A 13,623-nucleotide genomic window follows, 5' to 3' on the forward strand; every position below is an offset into this window, starting at 1 on the left:
GCGTCTCCCGCGGCCGACAAAACGGTTACGCGCCGGACGTGTATGGGGTTTTAGTTGTTCGAGCGCCCTCCGTCGGTATGGACCGTCGAATACTCGCCGTCGCCCTGGTCGCGATGGTCGCCCTCGCGGGCTGTCAGAGCCCCTTCTCCTCCGGGACGGCCACCCCCACACCGACGAGCACGGACACGACGAGCGGACACGACGACTACGCCGACCCCGAGACCGACCGCCTCGGCTGGGAGGGCGGCCTCTGGTACGACGAACCGATTCAGGTCGACCGCTCGGACGGCCTGAACGACAGCGAACTCGACGCGGTCGTGAACCGGTCGATGGCGCGCGTCGAACAGGTCCGTCAGCTGGAGTTCGAGAGCACGGTTCCGGTCTCCATCATCACGCGCGCCGAGTTCCGGAACCAGACGCAGTCGGGCGGCGAACCGTCGCGGAACGCGAGCCTCCACCAGAACGTGAAGTGGGAGGCCGCGTTCATGACGGGCGAGAACGAGAGCGCCATCGCCGCACAGCGCTCGAACACCGCCGGGAGCGTCGGCGGCTACTACAGCCCGAGCGAGGACCGCATCGTCATCGTCTCGGACAGCGAGAACCCCGAGATGAACGAGGTAACGCTCTCCCAGGAGCTCTTCCACGCGCTCCAGGACCAGCGGTTCAACATCACGCGCTACGACCAGTCCACGACCGAGTCCCACAACGCCATCGACGGCATCATCGAGGGCGACGGGAACTACGTCGACTACCTCTACGAGCAGCGCTGTGAGGACGACTGGGACTGCCTGATGCCGCAGTCCTCGGGCGGCGGTGGGTCCGCGTCCGACCTCCACGTCGGCATGTACGCCGTCACGTACCAGCCGTACAGCGACGGCCCGCCGTTCGTCCAGCAGATTCGGGAGGACGGCGGCTGGGAGGCCGTGAACGCCGTGTACGAGAACCCGCCGGCGAGCACGGAACAGACCATCCATCCCGCGAAGTACGGCGAGGACGCGCCGACCGAGGTGTCGGTCGAGGACACGAGCACCGCGGAGTGGTCCGTGCCCGACCTCGGCCCGAACAGCGTCGACTACGCCGAGTTTGGTGAGGGCGGGATGTACGTCGCGCTCTGGTACCAGAGCTACGTCGCGTCCAACGAGGCCGGCGCCGTGCGGAACGTCGCCATCCCCTACCAGGACTTCTTCTCCGCCTCGGGTGAACTCGACGCGTACAACTACGACCACGAGATAACGGCGGGCTGGGACGGCGACAAACTCGTGCCGTACGTCCGCGACGACTCCGCGACGACGAACGAGACCGGGTACGTCTGGAAGTCCGCTTGGGACTCGAACGCGGACGCCCAGGAGTTCGTCGAGGGGTACCGCGCCGTCCTCGACCACCTCGGCGCCACCGAAGTCTCCGCGAACACCTATCGGATTCCGGACGGGAAGTACGCGGACGCGTTCTCCATCGAGGTGTCCGGAAACACGGTGACCATCGTGAACGCGCCGACCGTCGACGAACTCGACGACGTGCACGCGACCGCCTGACTCGCCGCCGACGGTAGTCTTTTCTTTCTCGTGACCGCAGTAGTCGTGTGAACACTCGGCTCGCCGTCGTCCTCGGACTCGCGTGCCTGCTCGCGCTCGCGGGCTGTGCGAACGCGCCGACCGACAACCCGACGCTCGCCGGGTCGGCGGACGCGCCCGCCGACCCCGCGTCCGACCGACTGGGCTGGGAACAGGGCTACTGGTACAACGAATCGCTCCCCGTCACCACGTCCGACGGCCTGAACGAGACCGAGCAGGACGCGGTCGTCCACCGCGCGATGGCGCGCGTCGAACACATCCGGGGTATCGAGTTCGACGAGGACGTGCCCGTCTCCGTCATCAGTCGGGAGACGTACCGCGAGCAGACCGGCGGCGGGAGCGGCGGGTCCGGGTCGAACAGTGGCGTGACGTTCGACGACGTGCGCTACGAGGCGCTGTTCCTCGTCGGCGAGACGCAGAGCGGGAGCGAGCAGTCCTCGGAGACCACGTCGTCGAGCGTCGCCGGCTACTACAGTCCGAGCGCGGACCGCATCGTCATCATCAGCGACACCGACAGGCCCGTGCTCTCCGAGACGACGCTCGGCCACGAACTCGTGCACGCGCTCCAGTACCGGAACTTCGACCTCGGCTTCTCCGGGTCCACTCTGGAAGCCCGGAGCGCCGCGCTCGGCCTCATCGAGGGTGACGCCGAACTCGTCGCACAGCGCTACGAACGGCACTGCGGCGACGACTGGGAGTGCGTCAGCCAGCCCGCATCCACCGGCGACAGCGGCGGGAGCGACGACGGGTCGAGCGGGAGCGGCCTGCACTACGGCATCTACTTCACGCAGTACTTCCCGTACAGCGACGGCCCCGCGTTCGTCGCGTCCGTCGAGGAATCCGGCGGCTGGGACGCCGTGAGCGACCTCTACGCCGACCCGCCCGCGAGCTCGGAGCAGGTCGCCCAGCCCGCGACGTACGGCGTGGACGAACCCACCGCGGTCAGCCTCGAAGACCGCTCCGACGGCGACTGGACGCGGCTCACGCCGCCGAGCGGCGCGCCGTACGCCGAGTTCGGCGTCGCCGGCCTCACCGGGATGTTCGCCTACCCCGCCTACGAGTCCTCGATGGACGACACCGCCGCCCGGCCGTACGTCCTCAGCCCGAACGAGTTCCTGAACCGGAACGACGCCGGGAACGTCGATTCGTCCGACCCCATCAACTACACGACGACGCCCGTCGACGGCTGGGACGGCGACAAACTCTACGCGTACAAAAATAGCGGCGAAGCCGCCTACGTCTGGAAGTCCGTCTGGGACTCGAACGCGGACGCTCGCGAGTTCGCCGCGACGTACCGCGACCTCCTCGCGTACTGGGGCGCACAATCCCAGGGGAACGGCGTCTACACCATCTCGGACGGCGCGAGCGAGTTCGCGGACGCCTTCCACCTCTCCGTCTCCGGCGACACGGTCACCATCGTGAACGCGCCGCGCCCGAGCGAACTGGACGACGTGCACGCCGGCACCCCCACGTCGTAGTCTTTTTCGACGCGGCGCGAGAGAACCGCGTATGAGTGAGTCCCACGGCTTCGACATCGTGCCCACGGACGCCATCGCCGACGGCCGTGCGACCGACGCGTACTTCGACCGAACGCTCGAAACCCTCGACCACGCGGGAAAGAACCCGACCGTCGTCGCCGAGGTCACCGCGGACCAGTTCCCCACCGGCGAGTTCGAACTCCTCGCGGGCGTGAAGGACGCCGCCCACCTCCTCGCCGGCCTCCCCGTCGATGTCGACGCGCTCCCCGAGGGAACGCTGTTCGACGGCGGTCCCGTCATGCGCATCGAGGGACGATACCGGGAGTTCGCGCGATACGAAACCAGCCTCCTCGGCTTCCTCTCGCACGCCTCCGGCTGCGCGACCGCCGCGCTCGACGTCCGCCGTGCCGCTCCGGACTCTCAGGTGCTGAGCTTCGGCGCGCGCCACGTCCACCCGAGCATCGCCGCGATGGTCGAACGCTCCGCCCTCCTCGCGGGCCTCGACGGCTTCAGTCACGTCGCCGCGGGCGACGTGCTGGGCCGGGAGGCATCCGGAACGATGCCGCACGCGCTCCTCATCGCGTTCGGCGCAGGTCATCAGGAAGACGCGTGGCGGGCGTTCGACGACGCCGTCCCGCCCGAGGTGCCGCGGGTCGCGCTCGTCGACACGTACTCCGACGAGAAGGACGAAGCCCTCCGCGCCGCCGACACGCTCGGGGACGCCCTCGACAGCATCCGCCTCGACACCACCGGCAGCCGGCGCGGGAACTTCGAACACATCATTCGAGAAGTCCGCTGGGAACTCGACGCCCGCGGACACGACGACGTGGGAATCTTCGTCAGCGGCGGCCTCGGCCCCAGCGACCTCGAAGAACTCCGCGAACACGTGCAGGGGTTTGGCGTCGGCGGCTACGTCTCGAACGCAGACCCCGTCGACTTCGCGCTCGACATCGTCGAACGCGACGGCGACCCCTGCGCGAAACGCGGGAAACTCTCCGGGAAGAAGGACGTCTACCGAACCGGCGACGGCGGGCACGAGGTCGCGCTCGCCGGCCGCGGCCCCGACGACGCGCAGTCACTCCTCCAGCCGCTGGTTCGGGACGGCGACCTCGTCCGCCAGTTCGACCTCGACGAGTCACGAGAACACGTCCGCGAGGACGTAGAACGAGTCTTCTAGTCGGTTAACTGCTCGACGCTTCCCTCGGGTTCGCGCTCCTGGAACACCTGCCCCTCGAACAGCGTCACCATCACGTCGTCGTCCTCCCACGCCCCCGGCGCGAGACCAGCCTTCCGGCACGTGCGGTCGAGATATTCGTAGACGCTCCAGTTGTTCTCCACGGGCACCGTCGGATACATCCAGCCGTGCTGGCCGTCCCCGTCCACGGCGACGCCGTGCGTGCCGAGTTCGAGGTCCTCGTCCGGATTGTCCGTGAGGAGGAGGTTGGAGACTGTGCAGACCGACACCCGGGTCGTTCCGAGCTCCGCGGGCTCGACCTCGGACCCACAGGAGTCGTCGCTCGCGGCCTTGATGGCGGCGTCGACGATGGCGTGACCGAGCTGCTTCGTGCCGTTCCCGAGCTCCCGGGCCGTATCGTGTGCCCCCGCACACCCCCGGAGTCGGCCGCGGCCGCGTGTCGATTCGAGCCGGACGAACGCGCCCGTACGGTTGTAGAACGCGTCCCGCATACTGCCCGGCTGCTCTCGCTGCCCGTTGCGGACGAACGCCTCGACGGAATCTCGTGCGAGTTCGACCGCCCGAGCGCCGTCTTCGAAGGAGAGGTGGACTGACTGGGCCTCGGACATTACGAACACATATATGTGTGATTCTAACTTCAACCCTTCCCTTCACCTTCACAATCGTGATAGACCCCGCTCGCCCCTCGTCCCCCACGAAAACCCGTCTTCTAGCGATGTCAGGGAAGTGGGGTGAGGGGTGTTCAGTCACAAAAAACCGGCGCGGGCACCGAACGCCTTAACTCTCGCTCGCCCACACACACGAACGGGCAGCGGGAGTCCGGCTCCCGTGCACACGCATGAGGAAAGTCCCCCCACCGCCCGAGCAGGCGGCCGGACACACGTCCGGAGCGGGAGACCGCTGGCACTGGAACAGACACGACACGTCTCCCGGCGACCGAGGACGTGCGCGACCCCCGACGCGAGAAGGGGAAGTGAACCCACAGAGGGCAGACCCGGGAGGACCGATGGAACGGCCACCCCCGCCGGTGCAAGTCCGCGCGACGACGGTAGCTCGGGCACCCGCGCGGACGCTCAGCCGAATGCCGGAGAAGAACAGAAGGGGGCTTACTCCCCGCAGCTCACGCACCTTTTCCTGCGCGCGAGCCGCGGGCTCGCGCTGGGAAAATCTGCACCAGTCGCGAGACGCGAAGCGTCTTGCAGGCAAAAGCCTCACACCTCCAGCCGCGGCTCTCCGAGCCGCGTTAGTCGGTGCTCGGCCCGCTCCCTTCGTTCGCGGTCGGCGTCGGTTGGATGCCGAGTCTCTCGGTTCTGCCACACTCGCCGAACCTTCAAATACGAAGCCGCGGCCAGACCGGGCGTGACGTAACCGTCGTCCGGGCGCGCTCTGCGGTTGCGCGGCGCGCCGCGCCCGAAACCGTAGCGCCGCCTGCCAGCCCCGACCAGCACGCGCTATCCGTCGAAGCCGTCCTCCCAGCGGAACACGCGACGTCCCACCTTTTTCTGACTCGGGTCGCTCGCTGCGCTCACGACCCGCTCGGCAGAAAAATCTGGACCAAAAACCGGACCGCACGGCGTTCCAACTCCTCAGCCGCCGAAGCCGTCCTCCCAGCGGAACACGCCGTCCTTCTGCACGGTCTCCCCGTCGATGTCGAGCCGGCCGCCCGTTCGGAGGTCCGTGATGAGGTCGACGTGCACCGCGGAGTCGTTCGCGTCGTCCTCCCGGTCCTCCGGGAAGTTCGACGTGTACGCGCGGCCGAGCGCGAGGTGGACCGTTCCCCCCATCTTCTCGTCGAACAGGATGCTATCAGTCACGCGGTCGATGCCGCGGTTCATCCCGATGCCGAGCTCGCCGAGCCGCCGCGCGCCCTCGTCCGTCTCCACGACCTCCCGAATGACGTCCTCGTTCTGCGCCGCCGAATACTCGACGACGTCGCCGTCCTCGAACGAGAGGTGCACGTCGCGCACGCGCTTGCCGTTGATGGTCATCGGCACGTCGAACAGGACCTCGCCCTCGGTCGCGTACGGCGCCGTGAACACTTCTCCCGACGGGAGGTTGTGCGAATCGTAGGCCACGCTCGCACAGGAGTTCACCGCCACCCGGTCGTCGATCCGCATCGTCAAATCCGTCTCCTCGGAGACGATGCGAACCTCCTCGCCGGCGTCGAGCAGGTCTTTCAGCTTCGCCTGTTCGTCCGCGAGTTCCTGCCAGTCTCGGTTCACCGCGGCGTAGACGAAGTCCTGGTATGCCTCGTAGCTCATCCCCGCCTGCTGGGCGAGCGACCGCGTCGGGTGCACCGTGCTCACCCAGTCGGTGTCCATGCGGGCCTCCCGAATCCCGTCGCGGGCCTTGCTGTACGCCTGCCGGGTGTCGCTGTCCACGTCAGCGTTCGCCGCGGTGTTTCGCCCGCCGCCGAGTCGGAGCACGGCGTCCGCGTGCGCGTAGAGCGCGCGCTCGAACTCCGGGTTCTCGTCGAAGTCGCCGTCGTGCGCGCGCAAGTACGCCCGCGATACCTCCGCCGACCCGTACGTCGTGTGCACGTTCGCACCACGTTCCCCGAGCGCTTCCGCGACCGCCACGCCCAGTTCGTGCGCGTCCTCCGACACCGAGAGGACTACGTCGTCACTCTCGCTGATTCGCGCGCTCCAGTCCACCAGCGTCTCCGCGTGCTCCCGCACTCGGTCGTCCATACGTCCACCTCGAGACCGTCCCACGAAAAACAGTCGGGTTCGACGAGGGCTATCCAGATCCGTCCGCGCCAAGCCCCCGCCAGTAGGCGAGGTAGAGCGCGTAGAACCCGATAGTGACCGAGGCGATGGCGAGAACGGCGACCACGTCGTCCCATGGGGTCACGAGCCACCGCTCCTCGGCCCGCAGGAGCAGGCCAGCCCAGCCAACACCGCCGGCAGCGACCCCGACGAGCAGGGCCTTACGGTTCCGGTCGCCCCGCCGGTACCGCCAGTACGCGTACCCGAACAGAACGGGGAGCGCGACGAGGCCCACGGCAATCAGCCACCCGACGAGCGTCACGTCCATCGCGTCACCGTCCAGTTCCTCCAACCTTTCGCCGATGCGGCGCAGCGGGCCGGCGTCGATGCGGGGTGGATTGCGATACAGTACGCTGTTGAGTGCGGCTGCCTGGCGGTCGCGGCGCGGGAGACCGTGGCGCGGAACGGGTGCGGATGCGGTGCGGGATGCGTCTCCGCTTCCGCACGGCGCGGCGAAGCCGCGCCGCCTTTTTGGTGAAGATTTTTGCGGGGAGTGGGTCGCGTCAGCGACCCCGACCCGGAAAAAGGTTCAGGGGTAGACGAGCACCGTTCCGAACTCGGTTTCGAGGACGGCGACTTCTTCGCCGGATTCGGCGCGGTAGTCCTCCTGGATGTCGACCATCTCGGGGTCGAGTTCGACGGTTTCGTCGTCGAGTTCGAGCGGTATCGCGCCCTCGGTCTTCCGGGCTTTGATGACGGCGGGGTCGGCCTCCTGGAGCGCCTGGATGACGGCGCCGGCCTGGCTTCGGAATTCGGGACCGATGAGGGAGTCGTCCGGGTCGACGTCGACGGGGACGAGTTCGACGTTCGGACGCCCGGTCTCGATTTTCACGGGCGCGTTGACGGTTTCGGAGAGGTCGTAGGTGTCGATGGCTCCCTCGACGTCGGTTTCGAGGTAGATGTCGATGCGGTCGAGTTCGGCGTTCAGCGGGCGGCCGGTCTCGGACTTCCACGCGCGCACGTCGCTCGCGGTTTCGGCGATGACGTTGCCTTTCGCTTCCGCGTTCTCGTCGTAGTGGTCGAGGTCGGGCCACTCGGCGTTGTGGACGCTGCCCTCGGTGCCGGGGAGGTACGTCCAGATTTCTTCCGCGAGGTGCGGGCTGAACGGCGCGAGCATCCGCGTGACGGCGGAGACTGTGGTGTAGAGCGCGTGACGGGCGGCGTCGCGTTCGCCGGGCCGGCCGTTGTAGAGGCGGCCCTTCGCGAGTTCGACGTAGTCGTCGGCGAGGTCGTTCCACGCGAACTCGCGGAGTTCGCGGAGCGCGGCGTCGAACCGGTACGCCTCCATCTCGGCCTCCACGTCGTCCGCGACCCGGGTGAGTTTGGAGAGTATCCAGTCGTCGGCGTCCCGGTACGCGGGCGCGTCGACCTCCGGCGTGTCCTCGTCGAAGTGACCGCTCGCGAACTGGAAGATGTTCCAGAGTTTCGTGAGGAAGCGGCTCGCGGACTTCGCTTCCTTCCACTGGAACTGCACGTCGCTCCCGGGTTGGCCGCCGAGCGCGAGCGCCTGCCGGAGCGCGTCCGCGGAGTACTCGTCGACGGCGTCGTCGGGCGCGACGACGTTCCCGCGGCTCTTGCTCATCTTGTTCCCGTCCGGCCCGAACACCATGCCGTTCACGAGGATGTCGTCCCACGGCTTCTGGTCGGTGAGCGCGCCCGTTCGGAGGAGCGTGTAGAACGCCCACGTCCGGATGATGTCGTGGCCCTGCGGCCGCAGGCTCACGGGGTCGAACTCGTCGAGGTCGATGTCCTCGGGCCACCCCGAGATGTGGAGGGGAGTGATGGAGGAGTCCATCCACGTGTCCATCACGTCGGTCTCGCCCGTCCACTCCGTCGCGCCGCACTCGGGGCAGCTCCCGACGGCGGGGTCTTCCTCGGTGGGGTCGACGGGGGTTTCGGCGGCGTCCGCGATGTGCCAGTGTCCGCAGTCCTCGCACTCCCAGGCGGGAATCGGTGTCGCGAACACGCGCTGGCGGCTGATGACCCAGTCCCACTCCATGCCTTCCGCCCAGTCCACGAGGCGGTCGTGCATGTGCTCGGGAATCCACTCGACATCCTCCGCGAGCTCGAGCACGAGGTCCTCGTCCACCTCGACGAACCACTGTTCCTTCGAGAGAATCTCGATGGGCGTGTCGCACCGCCAGCACGCGCCCACCGACTGCTCGGTGGGTTCGGTGTCGTTCAGGTAGCCCTCGGCGTCGAGGTCGTCGGCGATGGCTTCTTTCGCCTCGTCGATGCTGAGGCCGGCGTAGTCCCCGGCGTCCTCGTTCAGGTGGCCGTCCTCGGTGAAGACGGCGCGGAGGTCGAGGTCGTACTCGGCCCACCAGTCCACGTCCTGTTTGTCCCCGAACGTACAGATCATGACGGCGCCGGACCCGAAGTCGGGGTCGACCTCGTCGTCCTCGATGAGTCCGACCTCGTGGCCGAAGAGGGGGACTTCGAACGTGTCGTCCTCGCGGCCGTCGTATCGGTCGTCGTCGGGGTGGACGGCTATCGCGACGCACGCCGCCATCAGTTCGGGGCGGGTGGTCGCGATTTCCACGTCGTCGTTCCCGGTCCCGGGGAAGGTGACGTAGTGGAGGGTGCCGTCGCGTTCGATTGGTTCGACTTCCGCGTCGGCGATGGCGGTCTCGCAGCGCGGACACCAGTTCACGGGGTGTTCGTCCCGGTACACCAGTCCCTGGTCCGCCATCTCGCTGAAGGAGTGCTGGGTCTTCCCCCAGTACTCGGGGTCCATCGTCCGGAACTCGTGGGTCCAGTCCTGACTGAACCCGAGTTCTTGCATCGTCGACTTCATCGACGCGATTTGCGCGTTCGTGTGCTCGATGCAGAGGTCGCGGAACTCCTGGCGGGACACGTCCGTGCGGTGGATGTCCTCGTTCTCCTCGACCTTCACTTCGGTCGGGAGGCCGTGGCAGTCCCAGCCCTGCGGGAACAGCACGTCGCGGCCCTGGAGGCGGTGGTAGCGCGCGGCGAAGTCCATGTAACTCCAGCCGAGCGCGTGGCCGATGTGGAGGTTGCCCGTGGGGTACGGCGGCGGCGTGTCGATGACGTACGCGGTGTCGGCGTCGCCGTCGTACGCGTAGGTTTCCTCGTCGAGCCATCGCTCTTGGAGGCGCGGTTCGAGTTCGTCGGGGTCGTAGTCCGCTGGAACGTCTGTCATGACTGGAGAGTCGTCGCTGGTCGGTCGTGGGCGGTCCGCGCGTCAGAAACGGCGATGCGGTTATCCACGTACTACCGAGAGAGCGACGCGCATACCCGAATCGTGCGGTCGTGCGTGCTTAAAAGTTCCCGTCCCCGCCGTTTAGGGGCGCCGAAAAACCGGTGGTTTCTTATCATTTAGGCTGGCCTAAACGGATATGGACCGACGAAAGTTCCTCGGCACGACCGGTGCTGCGCTCGGCGCCGCCCTCGCCGGCTGTCAGAGCAGTGGTGATTCGACTACCGCCACGACCACCGACGCCACGACCACGGAATCGACGACGCAAGGCACGACGGAGACGACGACCGCGTCCGACACGCCGTACTCGGTGTCGATGGTGCCCACGGGGGACGTGACGTTCGAGGAGGTCCCCGAAACGTGGATAGCGAACAACGGCAGTTACGCCGACATGGGGCTCGCGCTCGGCGTCGAGGAGCCGAAGGCGCTCTGGCTCAAGAACCGCTGGCACACGAACTACTACGACGAGATTCCCGGCGTGTCCGCGGACAAGAGCGACACCACGTCGCTCTACCAGGACGGCGTGTCGAAGGAACTGTTCTACTCGCTCGAACAGGAACACGGCATCGACGTGCAGGTGTTCGACCCGCACTTCCTCCTGAACCGGTACAAGGGCTGGGAGCAGGCCGACATCGACGAGGTCCGGAACGCCGTCGCGCCCATCATCGGGAACTCCATCTTCTCTCAGACCTACCCCTGGCACGAGGACTACCGGTACTACACGCTGTACGAGGCGTTCGAGAAGGTCGCGGAGATATTCCAGGAGCAGAAGCGTTACGAGGACTTCGCGAGCCTGCACGACGACTTCCAGTCGAACCTCGACTTCGTCCCCACGGCGGACTCCGAGCGCCCTCGCATCGCTATCCTCTGGCCCGCCTCCGAGTCCTCGTTCTACCCGTACCTCGTCGGCGGCGGCACGAGCCACAAGCAGTGGCGCGACCTGAACGTCCGGGACGCGCTCGCGGAGGCGAACGTCCAGGACTTCCTCTCCAGTCGCGGCACCATCGACTACGAGACCCTGCTCGAAGTCGACCCGGACGCGCTCATGATTCGCGGCCGCGAGAGCATGACCGCCTCGGAGTTCCAGGACTCCGTCGTCGCGCCGATGGAGTCCGACAACACGGCGAGCCAGCTCACGGCCGTCCAGAACGGCGACGTGTACCGGGGCGGCCCGCTCTACCAGGGTCCGATTTCGAACCTCGTCGTGACGCAGCGCGCCGCGGAACAGCTCTACGATGTCGAAGAACAGCTCTACGACCCACAGCGCGTCTCCGACATCGTGAACGGGAACGCCTAACCGCAACGGATTTAGGCGTCCCTAAGCTTTTCTGTGGTAGATGACGCGAACCAGGCGACGAGTGATATCCCACCGACGGGGGTCGCTCGATGAGTAACGAGACGAACACGCGCGGGTCCGCCGACCACTCGCTGGTCGCGCCGCGCGATAAACGCCTCCTGACGCTCGTCGCCGGCAGCGTCCTCGCCGTGCTCGCCGCTGGCTTCGTCCAGGTCTGGTTCGGGTCGTACGACATGACCGTCGCGAAGACGTTCTCGGTCGTCACGAACCCGCGCATCGTGTTCAATCCCGACGTGTGGGCGGCCGCCCTGCTCGGGAACGAGTTCCCCGAGTGGATGACGACGCCCCAGATAATCGTCTGGAACATCCGGATGCCGCGCGTGTTCATCGGCATCCTCGTCGGCATGAACCTCGCGGTCTCCGGCGCGGTGTTTCAGGCCGTCACGCGGAACGAACTCGCGAGCCCGTACATCCTCGGCGTGAGCGGTGGCGCGGGACTCGCCGTCCTCCTCACGCTCGTGTTCTTCTCCAGCGCGTACGTCGTCCTCCCCATCGTCGGAATTCAGTTCTCCGCGCTCCCGTTCGCCGCGGCGGTCGGCGGCTCTCTCGCGTTCTTCCTCGTGTACGCCATCGCCTGGCAGGGCGGAACGAGTCCCGTCCGCCTCGTTCTCGCGGGCGTCATCGTCGCTACAATCTTCCAGTCCCTCCAGACCGGCCTGTTCTACTTCCTCGACAGCACGGCGGCCGTGAAGACCGCGATCGCGTGGACGACCGGCTCCCTCACCGGCGTGGACTGGGAGCAGTTCCGGCTCGCCGGGCTCCCCACGCTGTTCGTCGTTCCCGCTATCTTCCTCGCGTCCCGCCACCTGAACGTCCTCCTCCTGGGCGAGGACACCGCGCGCTCGCTCGGGATGTCGGTCGAACGCGTCCGGTTCGGCGTGTCCACGCTCGCCATCCTCGCCGCCGCGACCGCTGTCTCCGTCGCGGGCCTCGTCGGGTTCGTCGGGCTCGTCGTCCCGCACGCCGTCCGCACCGTCGTCGGCAGCGACTACCGACGGCTCGTCCTCGGGTCGATATTCCTCGGGCCAGCCCTGGTCGTCGTCGCGGACGTGGTCGCGCGCCTCGCGCTGATGCCCGTGCAGGTCCCGGTCGGTATCGTCACCGGCCTCATCGGCGGCCCGTACTTCCTCTACCTGATGCGCCGGAACGGCAACGTCAGCGAGTTCTAACCATGTCACGCACCCAATCCACTGAATCCACCGACGGCACCGCGAGCGAAACACCGGACGCGAAGCTCCGCGCGAGCGACCTGGAACTCCGGTACGCGAACGTCGGCGAACCCGTCGTCGACTGCGACACGCTCGTCGTCCCCGAGGGCGAGATAACTGCTCTCGTCGGGCCGAACGGCAGCGGGAAGAGCACGCTCCTCCGCGGACTCGCCCGCCACCTCGCGCCCGCGGACGGCGACATCGCGCTCGACGGCCAGGACATCGCGGAACTCGGCGACAAGGAGTTCGCGCGCGAACTCGGCCTGCTCTCCCAGGAGAACAACGCGCCCGGCGGCATCACCGTCGAGGACCTTGTTCACCACGGCCGCTACCCCCACAAGGGGTTCTTCGACGGCCGCACGGGCGAGGACGAGGACGCCGTCGAGCGCGCCATCGAACTCACGGGCATCACGCACCTCCGCGACGAGGACCTCGGAAACCTCAGCGGCGGCCAGAAGCAGCTCGTGTGGATCGCGATGACGCTCGCCCAGCAGACCGACACCATCCTGCTGGACGAACCGACGACGTACCTCGACCTCCACCACCAGCTGCGCGTGATGGACGTCATTCACGAACTCAACGAGGAGCGCGGCGCGACCGTCTGCGTCGTCCTGCACGACCTCCAGCAGGCCGCGCGGTTCGCGGACTACCTCGTCGCCTTGCGGGACGGCCAGGTGTACGACTGGGGGCCGCCCGAGGACGTGGTGACGGAGGAACTGCTCGCGGACGTGTTCGGCGTGGACGCCGCGGTGGACTTCGACGGCGGCGACCCCCGCATCCTCCCGCGGCGGGCGCTCGACCGATAGGCTGGCCGCAACCACAGCTC

The 13,623-nt window shown here is 67.5% G+C and carries 10 protein-coding genes and 1 other RNA gene; 7 read left to right on the forward strand and 4 right to left on the reverse strand.

Annotated features, from left to right (window positions below; genetic code table 11):
- Positions 1-77 precede the first annotated feature (77 nt).
- From U3A55_RS12255 to U3A55_RS12265, 3 genes are read left to right on the forward strand one after another with little or no spacing between them, the layout of a single operon-like run.
- The gene (locus U3A55_RS12255) at positions 78-1,532 is read left to right on the forward strand and encodes an Hvo_1808 family surface protein (protein ID WP_330991788.1); all 1,455 of its coding nucleotides are present in this window, start codon (positions 78-80) and stop codon (positions 1,530-1,532) included.
- A gap of 47 nt (positions 1,533-1,579) precedes the next feature.
- Complete coding sequence (locus U3A55_RS12260; protein WP_330991789.1) at positions 1,580-3,049, forward strand: Hvo_1808 family surface protein; 1,470 nt, start codon at positions 1,580-1,582, stop codon at positions 3,047-3,049.
- A gap of 31 nt (positions 3,050-3,080) precedes the next feature.
- Positions 3,081-4,226 (forward strand): nicotinate phosphoribosyltransferase, encoded by a 1,146-nt coding sequence (locus tag U3A55_RS12265; RefSeq protein WP_330991790.1) that lies wholly within the window; start codon positions 3,081-3,083, stop codon positions 4,224-4,226.
- Here U3A55_RS12265 and U3A55_RS12270 read toward each other — a convergent pair.
- On the reverse strand, positions 4,223-4,852 hold the full coding sequence (locus tag U3A55_RS12270) for a TIGR00296 family protein (protein WP_330991791.1): 630 nt from the start codon (positions 4,850-4,852) through the stop codon (positions 4,223-4,225). The genes U3A55_RS12265 and U3A55_RS12270 overlap by 4 nt on opposite strands.
- Positions 4,853-5,051: 199 nt before the next feature.
- Between U3A55_RS12270 and rnpB the strand changes: the two genes are divergently transcribed.
- An RNA gene (gene rnpB / locus U3A55_RS12275) (RNase P RNA component) lies at positions 5,052-5,365 on the forward strand.
- Positions 5,366-5,830: 465 nt separating this feature from the next.
- Here the strand turns inward: rnpB and U3A55_RS12280 are convergent.
- The 3 genes from U3A55_RS12280 to U3A55_RS12290 all read right to left on the reverse strand — a co-directional run bounded on the left by U3A55_RS12280 (position 5,831) and on the right by U3A55_RS12290 (position 10,175).
- Positions 5,831-6,934 (reverse strand): aminopeptidase, encoded by a 1,104-nt coding sequence (locus tag U3A55_RS12280; protein WP_330991792.1) that lies wholly within the window; start codon positions 6,932-6,934, stop codon positions 5,831-5,833.
- Positions 6,935-6,983: 49 nt separating this feature from the next.
- Positions 6,984-7,304 (reverse strand): hypothetical protein, encoded by a 321-nt coding sequence (locus U3A55_RS12285; protein WP_330991793.1) that lies wholly within the window; start codon positions 7,302-7,304, stop codon positions 6,984-6,986.
- A gap of 237 nt (positions 7,305-7,541) precedes the next feature.
- Positions 7,542-10,175, reverse strand: coding sequence for a valine--tRNA ligase (locus tag U3A55_RS12290; protein WP_330991794.1), 2,634 nt, complete (start codon positions 10,173-10,175; stop codon positions 7,542-7,544).
- Between the two features lie 196 nt (positions 10,176-10,371).
- On the opposite strand from U3A55_RS12290, the gene U3A55_RS12295 reads away from it, so the two are divergent.
- The 3 genes from U3A55_RS12295 to U3A55_RS12305 all read left to right on the forward strand — a co-directional run bounded on the left by U3A55_RS12295 (position 10,372) and on the right by U3A55_RS12305 (position 13,603).
- A complete protein-coding gene (locus tag U3A55_RS12295; RefSeq protein WP_330991795.1) occupies positions 10,372-11,529 on the forward strand; it encodes an ABC transporter substrate-binding protein in 1,158 nt (385 codons plus the stop codon).
- Between the two features lie 89 nt (positions 11,530-11,618).
- Positions 11,619-12,758 carry a FecCD family ABC transporter permease gene (locus U3A55_RS12300; protein WP_330991796.1) on the forward strand — a complete coding sequence of 380 codons (1,140 nt, stop codon included), beginning with the start codon at positions 11,619-11,621 and terminating at the stop codon, positions 12,756-12,758.
- 2 nt (positions 12,759-12,760) lie between these two features.
- Positions 12,761-13,603 (forward strand): ABC transporter ATP-binding protein, encoded by an 843-nt coding sequence (locus U3A55_RS12305; RefSeq protein WP_330991797.1) that lies wholly within the window; start codon positions 12,761-12,763, stop codon positions 13,601-13,603.
- Positions 13,604-13,623 lie beyond the last annotated feature (20 nt).

The organism is Salarchaeum sp. III, assembly GCF_036418315.1.
Lineage (GTDB): Archaea > Halobacteriota > Halobacteria > Halobacteriales > Halobacteriaceae > Salarchaeum.

Bases quoted from the DNA above. Each gene is read 5' to 3' on its own strand.
- U3A55_RS12290 (WP_330991794.1), bottom strand. From the start codon at position 10,175: ATGACAGACGTTCCAGCGGACTACGACCCCGACGAACTCGAACCGCGC.
- U3A55_RS12270 (WP_330991791.1), bottom strand. From the start codon at position 4,852: ATGTCCGAGGCCCAGTCAGTCCACCTCTCCTTCGAAGACGGCGCTCGG.
- U3A55_RS12265 (WP_330991790.1), top strand. From the start codon at position 3,081: ATGAGTGAGTCCCACGGCTTCGACATCGTGCCCACGGACGCCATCGCC.
- U3A55_RS12305 (WP_330991797.1), top strand. From the start codon at position 12,761: ATGTCACGCACCCAATCCACTGAATCCACCGACGGCACCGCGAGCGAA.
- U3A55_RS12295 (WP_330991795.1), top strand. From the start codon at position 10,372: ATGGACCGACGAAAGTTCCTCGGCACGACCGGTGCTGCGCTCGGCGCC.
- U3A55_RS12255 (WP_330991788.1), top strand. From the start codon at position 78: ATGGACCGTCGAATACTCGCCGTCGCCCTGGTCGCGATGGTCGCCCTC.
- U3A55_RS12300 (WP_330991796.1), top strand. From the start codon at position 11,619: ATGAGTAACGAGACGAACACGCGCGGGTCCGCCGACCACTCGCTGGTC.
- U3A55_RS12280 (WP_330991792.1), bottom strand. From the start codon at position 6,934: ATGGACGACCGAGTGCGGGAGCACGCGGAGACGCTGGTGGACTGGAGC.